Source organism: Serratia nevei, from assembly GCF_037948395.1.
GTDB classification, from domain to species: Bacteria; Pseudomonadota; Gammaproteobacteria; order Enterobacterales; family Enterobacteriaceae; genus Serratia; species Serratia nevei.
On record NZ_CP149940.1, the window covers coordinates 975,083 to 989,347 of the forward strand.

The 14,265-nt window shown below is 62.1% G+C and carries 13 protein-coding genes; 9 read left to right on the forward strand and 4 right to left on the reverse strand.

Features of this window, described 5'->3' with window-relative positions; translation table 11 throughout:
* From V8N38_RS04585 to ppnP, 6 genes are all read left to right on the forward strand, one after another.
* Nucleotides 1–792: an energy transducer TonB gene (locus tag V8N38_RS04585; protein WP_147839377.1), complete on the forward strand. Its 792-nt coding sequence runs from the start codon at nucleotides 1–3 to the stop codon at nucleotides 790–792.
* Between the two features lie 253 nt (nucleotides 793–1,045).
* On the forward strand, nucleotides 1,046–1,819 hold the full coding sequence (locus tag V8N38_RS04590) for an IclR family transcriptional regulator (RefSeq protein ID WP_147839378.1): 774 nt from the start codon (nucleotides 1,046–1,048) through the stop codon (nucleotides 1,817–1,819).
* Nucleotides 1,820–2,038: 219 nt separating this feature from the next.
* Nucleotides 2,039–3,595: an OPT/YSL family transporter gene (locus V8N38_RS04595; protein ID WP_147839379.1), complete on the forward strand. Its 1,557-nt coding sequence runs from the start codon at nucleotides 2,039–2,041 to the stop codon at nucleotides 3,593–3,595.
* Nucleotides 3,596–3,629: 34 nt separating this feature from the next.
* Nucleotides 3,630–4,559: a DUF1177 domain-containing protein gene (locus tag V8N38_RS04600; protein WP_147839380.1), complete on the forward strand. Its 930-nt coding sequence runs from the start codon at nucleotides 3,630–3,632 to the stop codon at nucleotides 4,557–4,559.
* Nucleotides 4,560–4,563: 4 nt separating this feature from the next.
* A complete protein-coding gene (locus tag V8N38_RS04605) occupies nucleotides 4,564–5,241 on the forward strand; it encodes an AroM family protein (protein WP_060423313.1) in 678 nt (225 codons plus the stop codon).
* 211 nt (nucleotides 5,242–5,452) lie between these two features.
* Nucleotides 5,453–5,743 (forward strand): pyrimidine/purine nucleoside phosphorylase, encoded by a 291-nt coding sequence (ppnP, locus tag V8N38_RS04610; RefSeq protein WP_004940463.1) that lies wholly within the window; start codon nucleotides 5,453–5,455, stop codon nucleotides 5,741–5,743.
* A 65-nt stretch (nucleotides 5,744–5,808) separates the two neighbouring features.
* On the opposite strand, the gene rdgC is transcribed toward ppnP, so the two are convergent.
* Complete coding sequence (gene rdgC / locus V8N38_RS04615) at nucleotides 5,809–6,720, reverse strand: recombination-associated protein RdgC (protein ID WP_004940461.1); 912 nt, start codon at nucleotides 6,718–6,720, stop codon at nucleotides 5,809–5,811.
* A gap of 216 nt (nucleotides 6,721–6,936) precedes the next feature.
* On the opposite strand from rdgC, the gene mak reads away from it, so the two are divergent.
* From mak to V8N38_RS04630, 3 genes are all read left to right on the forward strand, one after another.
* Nucleotides 6,937–7,851 carry a fructokinase gene (gene mak, locus V8N38_RS04620; RefSeq protein WP_060440588.1) on the forward strand — a complete coding sequence of 305 codons (915 nt, stop codon included), beginning with the start codon at nucleotides 6,937–6,939 and terminating at the stop codon, nucleotides 7,849–7,851.
* 102 nt (nucleotides 7,852–7,953) lie between these two features.
* On the forward strand, nucleotides 7,954–8,187 hold the full coding sequence (locus tag V8N38_RS04625) for a type II toxin-antitoxin system Phd/YefM family antitoxin (RefSeq protein ID WP_147839381.1): 234 nt from the start codon (nucleotides 7,954–7,956) through the stop codon (nucleotides 8,185–8,187).
* On the forward strand, nucleotides 8,184–8,570 hold the full coding sequence (locus tag V8N38_RS04630) for a type II toxin-antitoxin system VapC family toxin (RefSeq protein ID WP_038873221.1): 387 nt from the start codon (nucleotides 8,184–8,186) through the stop codon (nucleotides 8,568–8,570). The genes V8N38_RS04625 and V8N38_RS04630 overlap by 4 nt, the downstream gene beginning before the upstream one ends.
* Here V8N38_RS04630 and licT read toward each other — a convergent pair.
* The 3 genes from licT to sbcD form a co-directional block, all read right to left on the reverse strand.
* Nucleotides 8,567–9,415 carry a BglG family transcription antiterminator LicT gene (gene licT / locus V8N38_RS04635; RefSeq protein ID WP_147839382.1) on the reverse strand — a complete coding sequence of 283 codons (849 nt, stop codon included), beginning with the start codon at nucleotides 9,413–9,415 and terminating at the stop codon, nucleotides 8,567–8,569. The two genes, V8N38_RS04630 and licT, sit on opposite strands and share 4 nt — an antisense overlap.
* A 231-nt stretch (nucleotides 9,416–9,646) precedes the next feature.
* Nucleotides 9,647–12,898: an exonuclease subunit SbcC gene (sbcC, locus tag V8N38_RS04640; RefSeq protein WP_147839383.1), complete on the reverse strand. Its 3,252-nt coding sequence runs from the start codon at nucleotides 12,896–12,898 to the stop codon at nucleotides 9,647–9,649.
* Entirely contained in the window at nucleotides 12,895–14,127 is a 1,233-nt protein-coding gene (gene sbcD, locus V8N38_RS04645) for an exonuclease subunit SbcD (RefSeq protein WP_147839384.1), read from the reverse strand. Before sbcD ends, sbcC begins: the two co-directional genes overlap by 4 nt.
* Between the last annotated feature and the right edge of the window lie 138 nt (nucleotides 14,128–14,265).

The window sequence follows — 14,265 nt, forward strand, 5'->3', positions numbered from 1 at the left end:
ATGTCGGTTTCTCCACTGCCTTTCGCCGCGCCCGGCGCCGCCATGCCCTGGCGCCGTTGCCTGGTGCTGGTGCTGGCGCTGCACCTGCTGGCCGCGGCGCTGCTCTGGCCCTGGCGAGACAAGGCCGCGCCGCCGTGGGTGCCGCCGCCGGCGGTCATGGTGGTGATGGCCGCCGCACCGCAGGCCCCGGCCGAGGTAAAACAACCGCCGGGAGAAAGGACGCTGCCGCCTCAGGTTGAACCGCCGGCGCCGCCGGAACCCTTGCCGACGGTGAAGGTGCCTGAAGCCGTACGGCCGAACATCGCCGTAGCGCCGAAGCAGAAAAAACCGCCCAAGCCGGTGAAGAAAACCCTCCCGCCACGCACGCCGCCGCAGGAGAAAACGATCGCGCCGCCGAAGGTTCAGGAGCAAAGCGTCGGCGCGCCGCCGCCAGGCCGGGCGGATAAAACGGCCGCGCCGCAAACCCGCCTGACGCCCTATGCGCAGGCGGGGGAGGATAGCTGGCGCAGCCGTATCAACAGCCGCCTTAATCGCTTTAAGCGTTACCCCAAAGACGCATTGCGGCTGAAGCGCCAGGGCGTTGGGCAGGTGCGTTTCACGTTGGACAGGCAGGGCCATGTGCTGGCGGTGACGCTGGTCAGCAGCGCCGGGCTGCCGTCGCTGGATCGCGAAATCCAGGCGCTGGTCAAGCGCGCTTCGCCGTTGCCTACGCCGCCGGCGGATGCTTACGTCAACGGCACGGTGGAATTGACGTTGCCGATCGATTTCAGTTTGCGCGGCGCGGGTTTTTGAGCCGCGACAATATCTCCTCCTGATAAACTCATTTTTCAGCAGCTTGTCCTGTCATTCATTATTTTTGAAGCGTATCGTTATTTTATTTGGCGCGGATAAGTTGGCGTTCTGCGCGATATTTTCATTTAAAAAGCACGAATGCCTTTTATTTCGCGGCTGACAAAAAATAAACAGCTTGACGCTGAGGAGTTCGGGTTCTAGTTTTTAATTATAAAACAGGAACTGAGTTCCATATAATGGAACAAGGCGGATCATGACAACGCTGGAAAATGCCGCTGCGGTATTAAAACTCTTTTCTCAACAACGCGTGATGCATGGCCAGCCGGGCATTGCATTCAGCGACGTGGTGGGCCAACTGGCGTTGCCGAAAAGCACGGTATCGCGCCTGCTGCAGACCATGGAAAATCAGGGCATGCTGGAGCGCGATCCCGATAGCCGGCGTTACCGCATCGGCGCGCTGTTGCTGGCGGCATCCAGCCACTACCTGTCGATGCCGCTGGTGGACAGCCTGGCGGCCAGTATGGCGCAGCTGTGCCGCCAGACGGCCTGTACCGGCTACCTTTCGATATTGGAAGGGCAGGAAATCATGGTGATGCGCATGTTCCCCGGCCGCCACTTTTTGCAGGTGGTGACTCCGGCGGGTTACCGTTCACCGGCGGCGGAAACCTCGGTCGGCCGGGCGATATTGGCGCGTGAAAGCGACGAGCAGGTTCGGGCGCGTTACGCCGGCGGTTACCGGGCGACTTCGCCCAATGCGCCGCAAACGTTGGATGCGCTGTTGCAGAAGTTGCAGCAGGTGAGGCGTGAGGGATGGTCGCTGGCGTGCAATGAAACCCTGAACAGCATCAGTTCGCTGGCGACCGCGCTGGTGAACAAGCACGGCAGCGAGACGGTGGGGTTGTGCCTGTCCTTCCCCTCGCAGGGCGAGGAGCAGCCGTTTGTACCGGAAGTCCTGGCTGAATTAATCGCAGTCAGCCGCCAACTGGCGGAAAAATATGGCGATGATTATTGGCAGCAGATCAAATAACGCGCCTGAGCTATCGTGTTGCATCATAATTAACGAGCGCCGACACCAGGGAACTCATTAATTATATTTCACCGTATTTTATTGGTGATAAATAGATAGGGTAAATAAGAAAATAATCACGTTATGACGCCGGCAGTTCCAAATAATGGAACTGCCGCGGCGAGCTATCGCCTGGCGTTATTTCCGCCACGCGGCAGGGAATATTCAGGGAAACCAAGCATGAAATCAAATAATCCGCTAAAAGAGGCCGGCACGCTGTTGGTCATGGCGCTGCTTTCGGTGGTGGGAGCGATCATCGGCGTTCAGCTGATTACCACGCTGGGCGTGACGCCCAACACCTCGATCATCGGTGCGCTGATCGCCATGCTGTTGGCACGTATTCCGCTGCAAATGTTCCAACGCTACCGCTCGGTGCACACCCAGAACCTGGCGCAGACGGTGATCTCCTCCGCCACCTTCGGCGCGGCCAATTGCCTGCTGATGCCGATTGCGGTGCCTTACGTGATGGGGCAACCGCAGCTTATTTTACCGATGTTCTGCGGCGTGGCGGCGGCGATGCTGCTCGACGCCTATCTGCTTTATCGCCTGTTCGATACCAAAGTGTTCCCCGCCGCCAATGCCTGGCCGCCCGGCGTCGCCGCCGCGGAGGCGATTAAAGCCGGCGATCGCGGCGGCAAGCAGGCCTGGCTTTTGGTGGTGGGCGTAGGGGTGGGCATCGCCGGATCAATGCTCAAGATCCCCATGGCGGCCTTCGGCACCGCTTTTATTGGCAATATCTGGGCGCTGAGCATGTTCGGCGTCGGGCTATTGCTGCGGGCCTACGCCGAGCCGGTAGCCGATTTTGATATCAACGCCCATTTTATTCCGCACGGCGTGATGGTCGGCGCCGGCCTGGTGGCGCTGATCCAGGTTGCGCAGGTGATCCGTAGCCGCCGCGCCGATAGCGCCGGTTATACCCAGCCGGACAGTGCGGTAAGCAAAGCGCTCGGCCTGGGCGCAGTCGGCTACATCGCCATCGCCGCGTTTTTGGCTCTGGTCGGCGGGCTGTTTAGCGAGATGTCGCTGCCGATGTTGGCGCTGTTCGTGATTTACGCGGCGTTCGCCGCTTTCGTTCATGAGCTGATCGTCGGTATCGCCGCCATGCACTCCGGCTGGTTTCCGGCGTTCGCGGTGGCGTTGATCACCCTGATCGTCGGTATCCTGATCGGTTTCCCACCGCTGGCGCTGTGCATCCTGACCGGTTTTACCGCCGCCACCGGGCCGGCTTTCGCCGACATGGGCTTTGATTTGAAAGCCGGCTTCATCCTGCGCGGCTACGGCGAGGATCTGCGGCAGGAGCTGCTGGGGCGCCGCATTCAGCTGTTTGCGGCGCTGATCGCCTTCCTCATCGCCATTCCGGTGGTTTACCTCTCTTATCACAGCTATTTCCTGCAGGACCTGATCCCGCCGGTCGCGCGCGTTTACGCGAAGACCATCGAGGCTGGTGCGCAGCCGGGCATCGCCTGGAGCCTTTTGGTCTGGGCGATCCCCGGCGCCGTGGTACAGCTGATCGGCGGCCCTAAGCGCCAGCTCGGCGTGCTGCTGGCGACCGGCCTGCTGATCAACAACGCCTTGGCCGGGTGGGCGGTGCTGGTGGGCATCGCGCTGCGCGTAGCGATCCTGCGCCGTTGGGGCGATCGCGGCCGCACGCCGATGGAGATCATGGCGGCCGGGTTTATCGCCGGCGACGCGCTCTACAACTTCTTCAGCTCGATTTTTTCCAGCAAGGGCAAATAGCCCCTGCCGATGACATTGGTGAGGTAAAACGACCATGAGTTTGCAACAAACGCTGCAGGTTTTTGAATTGATGGATAGCGCATTCGTCAGCGGCCAGGACGTCGTCGATCTGTTTGCGCCTTACCCGGCGATCCGGGCCAGCACCTTGCGCGCCGACGGGCCGAAGGGTGGCACCGATTTCGTGCGCATCGAGATCCTCGGTAGCGCAGGCAAATTCGCTGGCGGTGCGGCGCCGACGCTGGGCATTATCGGCCGCCTGGGCGGCATCGGCGCGCGGCCGACGCGTATCGGGCTGGTGTCCGACGGCGACGGCGCGATCGCTGCCATTGCCGCCGCGCTGAAGCTGGCGGAGATGCAGCGTAAGGGCGACACGCTGCCAGGCGATGTGATCGTCACCACCCATATTTGCCCGAACGCGCCGACCCGCCCGCACGATCCGGTCGATTTTATGGATTCGCCGATCGATGACGTGACGATGAACGATAATGAAGTGGTGCCGGAGGCGGACGCCATCTTGTCGATCGATACCACCAAAGGCAACCGCATCATCAATCACAAAGGCTATGCGCTGTCGCCGACGGTGAAAGAGGGCTACATCCTGCGGGTGGCGGAAGATCTGCTGCGCATCATGGAGATGACCAGCGGCCGCCCAGCGGTGACCTTCCCGATCACCACGCAGGACATCACCCCTTACGGCAACGGCGTGCATCACCTCAACAGCATCCTGCAGCCCTCGACCGCTACTGCGGCGCCGGTGGTCGGCGTGGCGATTTGCAGCGAATCGGTGGTGCCGGGCTGCGGCACCGGCGCCAGCCACGAAACGGACATCGCGCTGGCGGCCAAATTCTCGGTGGAAGTTGCCAAAGAATTCGGCCGCGGCACCTGCCGGTTCTACGATGCCGCCGAATACGGCCAGCTGCTGGCGCTGTATGGCAGCCTGAGCCACCTGCAAAAAAGGAGATAGACCCATGACGGCTTCATTCGCCACGCTGACCCTCGGTCAGGCGCCGCGCAGCGATATCATGCCGCTGCTGTCTGCTTATCTGCCGGCGGAGCGGGTGAGGCACGTCGGTTTGCTGGACGGCCTGGATGCCGGGCAGATCGCCGAGCGTTATGCGCCGCAACAGGGCGATAAGCTGCTGGTGTCGCGCCTGTTGGACGGCACGCAGGTGACGCTCGGTGCCGCTCGCGTCGAAAGCGGGTTGCAGCAGAAGATCCGCGAGTTGGAGGCGGCGGGGTGCCAGGTGATCCTGTTGCTGTGCACCGGCGAATTCGGCCGCTTGCAGGCGGAACAGGCGCTGTTGCTGGAGCCGGATCGCATTATTCCGCCGTTGATCTCCGCGATCGTCGGCGCACACCGCGTCGGCATCGTGGTGCCGATGGCGGAACAGGTTGGGCAGCAGGCGGGTAAATGGCGGCAGCTGGCGACGCCGCCGAGCTATGCCGTCGCCAGCCCCTATCTGGCAGATGAGGCCGCGCTGGAGCAGGCGGCTTGCGCACTGCTGCGGCAGGGGGCGGAGGTGGTGGTGCTCGACTGCATCGGTTATCACCAGCGCCATCGCGCCTTTTTGCAGGCGCGTCTGTCGGTGCCGGTGCTGCTGTCGAACGTACTGGTCGCCAAGCTGGCCGCAGAGTTAATCGACTGATTCAAATAGCGATAAGTCACCGCTCGACGCGGCCTCAGGCGCTTTGCGCCCAGGGATCGCCCAGGGCTTCAGCAGCCCTGGCTGCCGGTGAGAGGCCCTGCAGCGTTTTCCTCTGCGCCGCGATCGCATTTCGCGCGAAAAACCAGTGACAGATCAACCGCAATCCCCCAATATGGATTTTCCATCAAGATGATTACGCGGGTGCCAGTCTATGCTGAAAGTGAATGAGTATTTTGCCGGAAAAGTGAAGTCTATCGGTTTTGACAGTAGCAGCATCGGTCTTACCAGCGTGGGCGTGATGGAAGAGGGGGAATACACCTTCTCCACCGCGCAACCGGAAGAAATGACGGTGATCACCGGGGCGCTGAAAGTGCTGCTGCCGGGGGCGCCGGACTGGCAGGTGTTTACGCCGGGCGAGAAGTTCTTCGTGCCGGGGCACAGCGAGTTCAACCTGCAGGTGGCCGACGCGACCGCCTATCTGTGCCGCTACCTGAGCAAATAAATTTTGTTCGTTAGGGGGACGCAGGGCTCAGCGGATGCTGGGCCCTGGTCGTTTCTGCGGCGGGATTAACGCTGGGCTTCGCCGCCGAGCGCTTCGATGGTGTTTTTGATCAACGCCGCCAGCTCGCTGGTCATCAGGATAAAGTCGGCGTCAAAGCGCTGGGCGAAGTCGTCGCGATCGATATCGTCGTTCTGCTCGCGCAGCGTGTCGGCGAACTTCAGGCGCTTGAGCGAGCCGTCGTCCGACAGCATCAGCTGAATGCGCTCCTGCCAGTCCACCGCCAGTTTGGTCACCAGCTTGCCGGCTTCGATATGCACCGCGATTTCGTCGCTGATCAGATTCTGTTTCTTGCAGCGGATCACGCCGCCTTCTTCCAGAATCGCTTTCAGTTCCGCTTCATCCTGAATGGCGAAGCCGGCCGGCATCTCGCCGGAACGCACCCATTCGGTCAGCGTCAGTTCGATCGGGCTTTCCATGGTCAGCGGCACCACCGGCAGCGAGCCGAGGCTTTTGCGCAGCAGCGCCAGCGTATCTTCGGCGCGTTTGGCGCTGGCGGCATCGACCATGATCAGATCGTTGACGGTGTCTATCCACATGAAGGTCTGGTTGAAGCGGCTGAACGCGCGCGGCAGCAGGCTGTGCAGCACTTCGTCCTTCAGCGCGTCTTTCTCGGTTTTCTTCAGTTTGCGGTGTTGTTCCGCCTCCAGGCGCTCAATCTTGGCCTGCAGCTCTTGCTTGATGACCGGCGACGGCAGGATTTTCTCTTCCTTGCGCGCGCAGATGACGATCTGGCCGTTGACCGCGTGCGTCAGCGCATCGCTGTGCGAGCCCATCGGGGAGACCCAGCCGGTCTTCGCCATGTCCTGGCTGCCGCACGGCGTGAAGGCGAACGCGCTGAGTTGTTTTTCCATTTCATCCGCGTTTAACGCCACTTCGCGGCTCAAACGGTAAACCATCAAATTCTTAAACCACAGCATAATGTTATCCCTGGCTGGGCGTGCGTTCGGCACGCTGATTCGTCAAAAGCAGGGCGGCATGATAACGAATTGACGCTGAAAAATCGCCCCATTCTCTCCGAATTGCGTCGCCGTACGCAGCGGAAAAGGCCTGGCCGGGGAGAGGGAAACAGGTGATTCATCCGCGCGCTTACATTAGGCTGTGGCAACGCTGCGCTGCATCGAGGAGAAAAAAACGTGCGCATTGGCATCGATTTGGGCGGGACAAAAATTGAAGTGATTGCGTTGGCGGACGACGGGCGGGAGCTGTTTCGCCATCGTATCGCCACGCCGCGCCATGACTACGGGCAAACCCTGGCGGCGATCGCCGGGCTGGTGAAACTGGCGGAAGATCATACCGGCGAACAGGGATCGGTCGGGATCGGCATTCCCGGCACGCTGTCGCCGTTTACCGGGCGGGTGAAAAACGCCAACTCGGTATGGCTCAACGGCCAACCGTTGGACAAGGATCTGTCGGTGCTGTTGGCGCGCGAGGTGCGTATCGCCAACGACGCCAACTGCCTGGCGGTGTCGGAAGCTACCGACGGCGCAGGCGCCGGCGCGCAAACCGTGTTTGCGGTCATTATCGGCACCGGCTGCGGCGCCGGCGTGGCGCTGAACGGCCAGGCGCATTCCGGCGGCAACGGCATCGCCGGCGAATGGGGCCACAATCCGCTGCCGTGGCAGGATGACGATGAGCTGCGTTACGCCCGCGAAGTGCCGTGCTACTGCGGCAAGCCGGGCTGCATCGAAACCTTTATTTCCGGCACCGGTTTCGCCACCGACTATGCGCGCCTGAGCGGCAACGCGCTGCAAGGGTACGAGATCATGGCGCTGAGCGAGCGGGGCGATGCGCTGGCGGAGCAGGCGATCGTTCGCTACGAAATGCGGCTGGCGAAAGCGTTGGCGCACGTGATCAACATTCTGGATCCGGACGTGGTGGTGCTCGGCGGCGGCATGAGCAACGTGGATCGCCTGTACCGCACGGTGCCTGAAAGGGTGAAAGGTTGGGTATTTGGCGGCGAGTGTGAAACGCCGATCCGCAAGGCGGTGCACGGCGACTCCAGCGGCGTACGCGGTGCGGCCTGGCTGTGGCCGCAACAGCAGCGCTAAGCGTTGCAACAAAGCGCGAGACTGCTCGCGCTTTAAACGACTCCCTGTACAAAAACTGGACGGCACTTTATGCTTTAGCTAACTTAGCTAAGGAGGACGCGTATGGCAATTCAGGCCAATATGCACGAAGCCAAATCCAATCTGAGCCAGCTGGCGGACAGAGCCGCGGAGGGAGAAACCGTGATTATTGCAAAAGCAGGGAAGCCGTACGTACAGCTGGTCGCCATCCAGGGCGAAGCGCGCCGCCCCGGCGTCGCCAAAGGCAAGTTCACCGTGCCGGCGGATTTCAACGCGGGGGATGCGGCCATTGCGGCGCTGTTTGAGGGCGATGAATGAAGCGTCTGCTGCTGGATACCCACACATTGCTGTGGTGGCTGATTGATGACGCCTGCCTGGGCGCGAATGCCAAAAGGCAGATCGCCGATCCGGGCAATGCGGTGTACGTCAGCGCGGCCAGCATTTGGGAGATCTCGATCAAACAGGCGCTGGGCAAGCTGGCGCTGCCGGAAGACATCTTTGCGATCATCGAGGCCGAAGATTTTCTGGCGCTGCCGATGGACGCCTTTCACTGCCAACAGGCCGGGCAGTTGCCGCCCTATCATCAGGATCCTTTCGATCGCATGCTGATCGCACAGGCGCAGGCCGAAGGGCTGACGCTGATCTCCGCCGACGCGGTGTTTCCGCAGTACGGCGTGCGGGTGGCGGACGCCCGCCGTTAAGCCGATTTTTCCTCGCTTTCGCTGCGCACCCGTTCGATATGAATGGTCAGGAACATCATCTCTTCCGTGGTGAGCTGATGCTGATAGTGCTTTTCGATGTGGCGGTTGATCTTGCCGGCGCAGGCGAATGACTCACGGTATTTCTCTTTCACCACCTGATACAGCGAGTCGTCGTCGCTGTCGACGTAGTTTTTCCCCAGCAGGCGCTGGGCGAAGAATTTCAAATGGGTGACGAAACGGTGGTAGCTCAGGGCTTCCTCGTTGTAATCAAAGCGGAAGTGGTATTTGACCAGGTTGAGGATCTCTTGCATCACGCGGGTGATGTGCAGCGTATTGTGCATCTCGTCGTTAAGCTGGGCGTTGACCAGGTGCAGGGCGATAAATCCGGCTTCGTCTTCCGGCAACGCGGTATCCAGCCGTTGGGCGATCAGGGCCAGCGCCTCCAGGCCGACGGCGAACTCGGCCGGATAGAGCTTTTTAATCTCCCACAGCAACGCATTTTTGATATCCAACCCTTCCGCATGGCGCTGCAGAGCGAAATGGATGTGGTCGGTCAGCGTGATGTAGACGATGTTATGCAACTTGCCCGGCAGCCGTTCGCGGGCGAGGGTAATAATCTTGTCGGCGGTGGTGACGCAGGCCAGCGGGATCTCGGAGAGCAGCTCTTTATAGCGCTCGGCGATTTCGCCGCCGTTATGGGTGAACACCTTTTCGATCAGGCTTTCGTCCAGCGTGTCGCCGGGCTTCTTTTTAAAGCCGATTCCTTTTCCCATTACCACCGTCTCTTCCTGACGGTCGTCCAGCGTAATCACCACGTTATTATTGAGTATTTTAGCGATTTTCATGGTCTTTCCCGGTGTTTCAGCATCCTGAAAACGAAAAAACCTGACGCCCGGAAGCGATCCCGGGCGTCAGGTTTTGCCTGTATTTTATGTTTCTGTCCTGTGGCCTGAGCGGCGGAGGGGATACAGTAACAATCCTGTTATGCCTGCATAATAACCCGTGCTCGCCGCGGCTCAACGCTTTTCACCGCGGAGTGCCGCCGCGGTCACACTTCTGTGCCGCGCACGGCGGGATCATTCCAGCCTGAAGTGCGCCTCCAGCCGGCTGACGCCGAGCCCGTTGACCTTTTTCACTTTGATCTGCACCGGAATGCGCTCTTTCATCGCCTCGACGTGGCTGATCACGCCAATGGTTTTACCGGAAGCATTCAGGCTGTCCAGCGCGTCCAGCGCGGTATCGAGGGTTTCGGCGTCCAGCGTGCCGAAGCCTTCGTCGAGGAACAGCGAGTCGATGCTGGTTTTGTGGCTGACCAGATCGGACAACGCCAGCGCCAGCGCCAGGCTGACCAAGAAGCTCTCGCCGCCGGACAGGGTACGGGTATCGCGCAGCGCGTCGGCCTGCCAGGTGTCCACCACCTGCAGCTCCAGCGCGTCGCTGGTTTTGCGCTGCAGCAGGTAGCGCCCGTGCAGCCGGCCGAGCTGAAGGTTGGCCAGATAAACCAGATGATCGAGCGTCAGCCCCTGCGCGAAGCGGCGGAACTTGTCGCCTTCTTTCGAGCCGATCAGCTGGTTGAGGTAGCTCCAGTCGTCGTAGTCTTGCTGGCTGCGGGCGATTTGCTCGAACAGCGCCTGTTGATTGAGACGGCGGGCGGCGTCGCTTTCCAGCTGGTTGCGCAGCTCGCCCTGGCTCAGCTGCAGTGCCTTCAACTGCTGTGCCAGCTCGGCCAGCGATTGGGTGAGTGCGTCGAGATCCGCGTTGGCCTCATCCGTCCCTTCCGGGCGGTTCTGCCGATGCTGCTCCAGCGTTTGCGTTGCCTGAGCCAGCAGGGCCGCAGCCTCTACCTGCCGCTGCTGCAGCTGCTCTTTGCGCTGCTGCAATTCGCGGCGCAGGGCGTCGTCCAGCAGCGCGGCGGCGAAGGCAGTTTCATCGGCGAATTCGCTGTCGGCCAGCGCCTGCTGCCATTGCTGCTCCGCCTGCTGCAGCCGTTCCTGCATTTGGGTGTGCTGTTGTTGCAACCCGGCCTGCTGGCCGGCCAGGCGCTCGCGTAGTTCCTGCGCCTTTTGCCACTGCTCGGCGGCCTGCAAGCTGGCCTGTTCACAGGCGGTTTGTTTGGCGCGCAGCTGTTCCCGCACCTCGGCGACTCGCTGTTCGCCGAACAGCGCCAGCCGCTGCGCGCGCCGCTCGGCGAGGGTCTTCTCGCCTTCCTGCCAGCGTTGAAGCAGGTCTTGCTGCTGTTGCAGGCTGTCGGCGTGGGTTTTCTGCAGCAGCGTAAAGCGCTCTTCGAGCAGCGCCAGCTGTTGCTGCGCCTGCTGCTGCTGCGTTTGCAGAGCGGCGAGCGCGTCTTTTGCCTGTTGTACCGCCTGCGCCGCCTGTTCATGCTGCTGCAGCGCGTGCTGCCCGCGCCGCTCTTCGTCGTCGCAGCCGCTCAGCCAGGCGCTGAGTTGCTCGCCCTCCGCCAGGGTAAAGTCGAATGCCAGCGGCGCGCTGAGCTGCTGCCATTGCTGCTGTTGGGCAGCCAGCTGCTGCTCATCCTGCGCGATAGCCTGCTGCTGGCGTTGCTGCTGCTCTTGCAGGCCTTCACAGCGGGTGCGCAGCTCGGTGCCCTGGGTTTGCAGTTTCTCGGCGAGGGTGCGCATCTCAACCAAGCGTTGTTCCGTCGCCGAAGGCTGCACCGCCTGATATTGCTCCACCGCCGGATGGCTGGTGGAGCCGCACAGCGGGCAGGGTGCGCCGCTCTGCAACAGGGCGCGCTCCGCTTCCAGGCTGACGATGCGTTTTTCCAACTCGTGGATCCGCTCCACTTCCTGCAGCTGCGCCTTGTGCTGTTTGAATTGCTGACGCGCGTTCTCCAGCTGGTGTTGCAGCCCGGCGAGCTGCGTTTGCCGCTCGGCGTGCTCCGCCTGTTGCCGGGCCAGACGCTCGCGGGTCTGACGGTAAAGGGAAGCGAGCGTGAATAACTGCTGGCGCGTCGGGCGCAGATCCGTCAGGACGCTCAGGCGCTGGCGCAGCGGGGCCAGCGGGGTTTGCGCCTCCAGCGCCTGCTGCCGTTGCCGTTGAGCGGCCAGCGCTTCGGTCAGCGCGTTCAGCTGCTGCTGATGCTGTGCGGCCTGCGCCGTCAGCTGGCTGCGCTGGGCGGTGAGCTGCTCCAGTGCGGTCTGCTGCTGGGCGCACTGCTGCGTGGCGGCATCGCCGGCCTGTCGCCGCTCGGCCTGCGTCGACTGCAGTTGGGCGATCTGATGGTCGAGCGGGGCGACCTGGTCATCGATCAGCTGTTGCTGCTGCCGCATATGCTCGGCATGGGCTTGCTGCGCCAGACGGGCCTTTTCCACCGCCTGCTGCAGCGGCGCCAGCTGCGCCGAGTGTTGCTCCTGTTGCTGCGTCAGCTGGGCTGCCTGCTGTTGTATCGTCTGCAGCTCGGCGCGGCAGCGATCGCGTTCGCCGCGCAGCGGCCGCAATTTCTCGGCCGGTTCGCTCAGCGCCAGCCGCTGCAGCTGCGGGGCGGCCTCGGCCTGCTCGCGCTGGGCGGTTTCCAGCCGCCGTTGCCCCTCGTTTTGCTGTTGCTGGAGGCGCTGCCATTGCTGTAGCCAGCTCAGCGCCTGTTGCTGTTGCTGGGTTTGCTTGCCGAGAGCGCTTTCCTGCGCGCTCAGCGCCGTCAGCCGTTCAGTCAGGGAGTGGCGCTGTTCATCGTTCAGCAGCTCGATGCCGCTGGCGCGCTGGTGCAACGCATCCAGGTCGGTTTTGGCCTGCTTGTGGGATTCGAACACCTGTTCGGACAGCCGCCCGTAGATTTCGGTGCCGGTCAGCTCTTCCAACAGCTCGGCGCGATCGTTGGCGTCGGCGTTGAGGAACGCGGCGAACTGCCCCTGAGACAGCATCATCGATTTGGTGAAGCGGCCGAAGTCCAGCCCGGTGATGGCGGCGGTGATCTCCAGCTTATCGCGCACTTTATCTGCCAGGATCTTGCCGTCCTCGCGGCGCGCCAGTTCGACCTTCGGCGCCTGCAGATTGCCGTCCGGCGCGTTTTTGGCGCGGCGCTGGCTCCAGAAGGCGCGATAGCCGACGCCCTTGACCTCGAATTCGACCTCCGCCAGCGATTCGGCGGTGTGGCGGGTCATCAGTTCATTCTGGCTCGGCGTGACGTTGAGACGCGGCGTCTGGTGGTACAGCGCCAGGCAGATGGCGTCCAGCAGGGTGGTTTTGCCCGCGCCGGTCGGGCCGGTAATGGCGAACAGGCCGTTGCTGGCGAACGGCTCGGCGGTGAAGTCAATTTTCCACTCGCCCTGCAGCGAGTTGAGGTTTTTTAACCGCAGGCTGAGGATCTTCATGGGTGAGTCTCTTCAGGATTGTGCTGCACCGCATCGACCACCTGGCGGAACAGTTGATGCATCCGCCTTTGGCGCGCTTCGGGCATGTCGGCCTCCTGTGCCAGGCGCCGTTCGAACACCTCGTTGACGCTCAGCTCGTTCAGCGTTTCCTTGTCCTGCTGCGCGATCGCCTGGCGGCGTTGCTCTTTGCTGCGCCGCAGCAGCACCACTTCCACCGGCAGCTCATCCGCCATCAGCTGGATACGGCGCTGGATATCGCTGAGGTAGTCCTGCGTCGCCACTTCGATATCCAGCCACACCGGCAGCTCGCCGGCATAGTCGGCAAATTGCTGCAGCTGCCGTTCGATCTCGGCCAGATCGCCTTTGATCAGCTGCATGGGCTGGAACTGCGGGATCGTTAACGCTTCTACCTGCTGCAGGGCACCGTCGGCGAAATCCACCAGGAAGACGCTTTTGGCTTTGCCCAGTTCATCGAAGCTGAGCGGAATCGGTGAGCCGCTATAGCGAATATGTTCCGACTTGGCGACGTTCTGCGCGCGGTGAATGTGGCCCAGCGCGATGTAATCGGCAGGGGGGAAGGCCTGCGCCGGGAAGGCATCGAGGGTGCCGATATAGATGTCGCGCACCGAGTCGGAGGTGGTGACGCCGACGGTGGTCAGGTGGCCGGTGGCGACGATCGGCAGCGGCAGGCCCAGCTGCTCGCGGCGTTCGCAGGCCGCCAGATACAGCGCCTGGTAATGTTCGGCAATGGCTTCCTGCAGCGCCTGCTGTTTCTGCGCGCCGGATTCGCCGGCGCGGCTGGTGAGCAGATCGCGCGGCCGCAGAAAAGGAATGGCGCACAGCACGGCGCCCGGCTGGCCGTCGCGCCGGTTAAGCACCACGATCTGCTGCTCAAGGGAGCCCTGCGCACTCGCGATCACCGTGGTGTTCAGGCAAGAGAGCAGTTCCCGCGATTCGTTCAGCGTCGCTACCGAGTCGTGGTTGCCGCCCAACACCACCAGTTGGCAGCCGGTGCGCTGCAGTTCCACCACGAAGCGGTTGTACAGCTCGCGGGCGTAGCTGGGCGGCGAGCCGGTATCGAACAGGTCCCCGGCGACGATCAGCGCATCCACCTGCTGCTGCTCGATCTGTTCGATCAGCCAGTTCAGAAAAGCCTGGTGCTCGGCGGCGCGGCTTTTGGTGAAAAAGTACTGGCCAAGATGCCAGTCAGAGGTGTGGATCAGGCGCATGACACTCCCGGATGCAAAGGTAATGGCGATGATTATAAAGGCCGCGGCGGCGCCTGTCCCGGCGCAATAGCGACGACTACGGAATGATTTTTCTTTGCACCGGGAAATAATCGCTATGCTTACTGCCTATAACAGCCG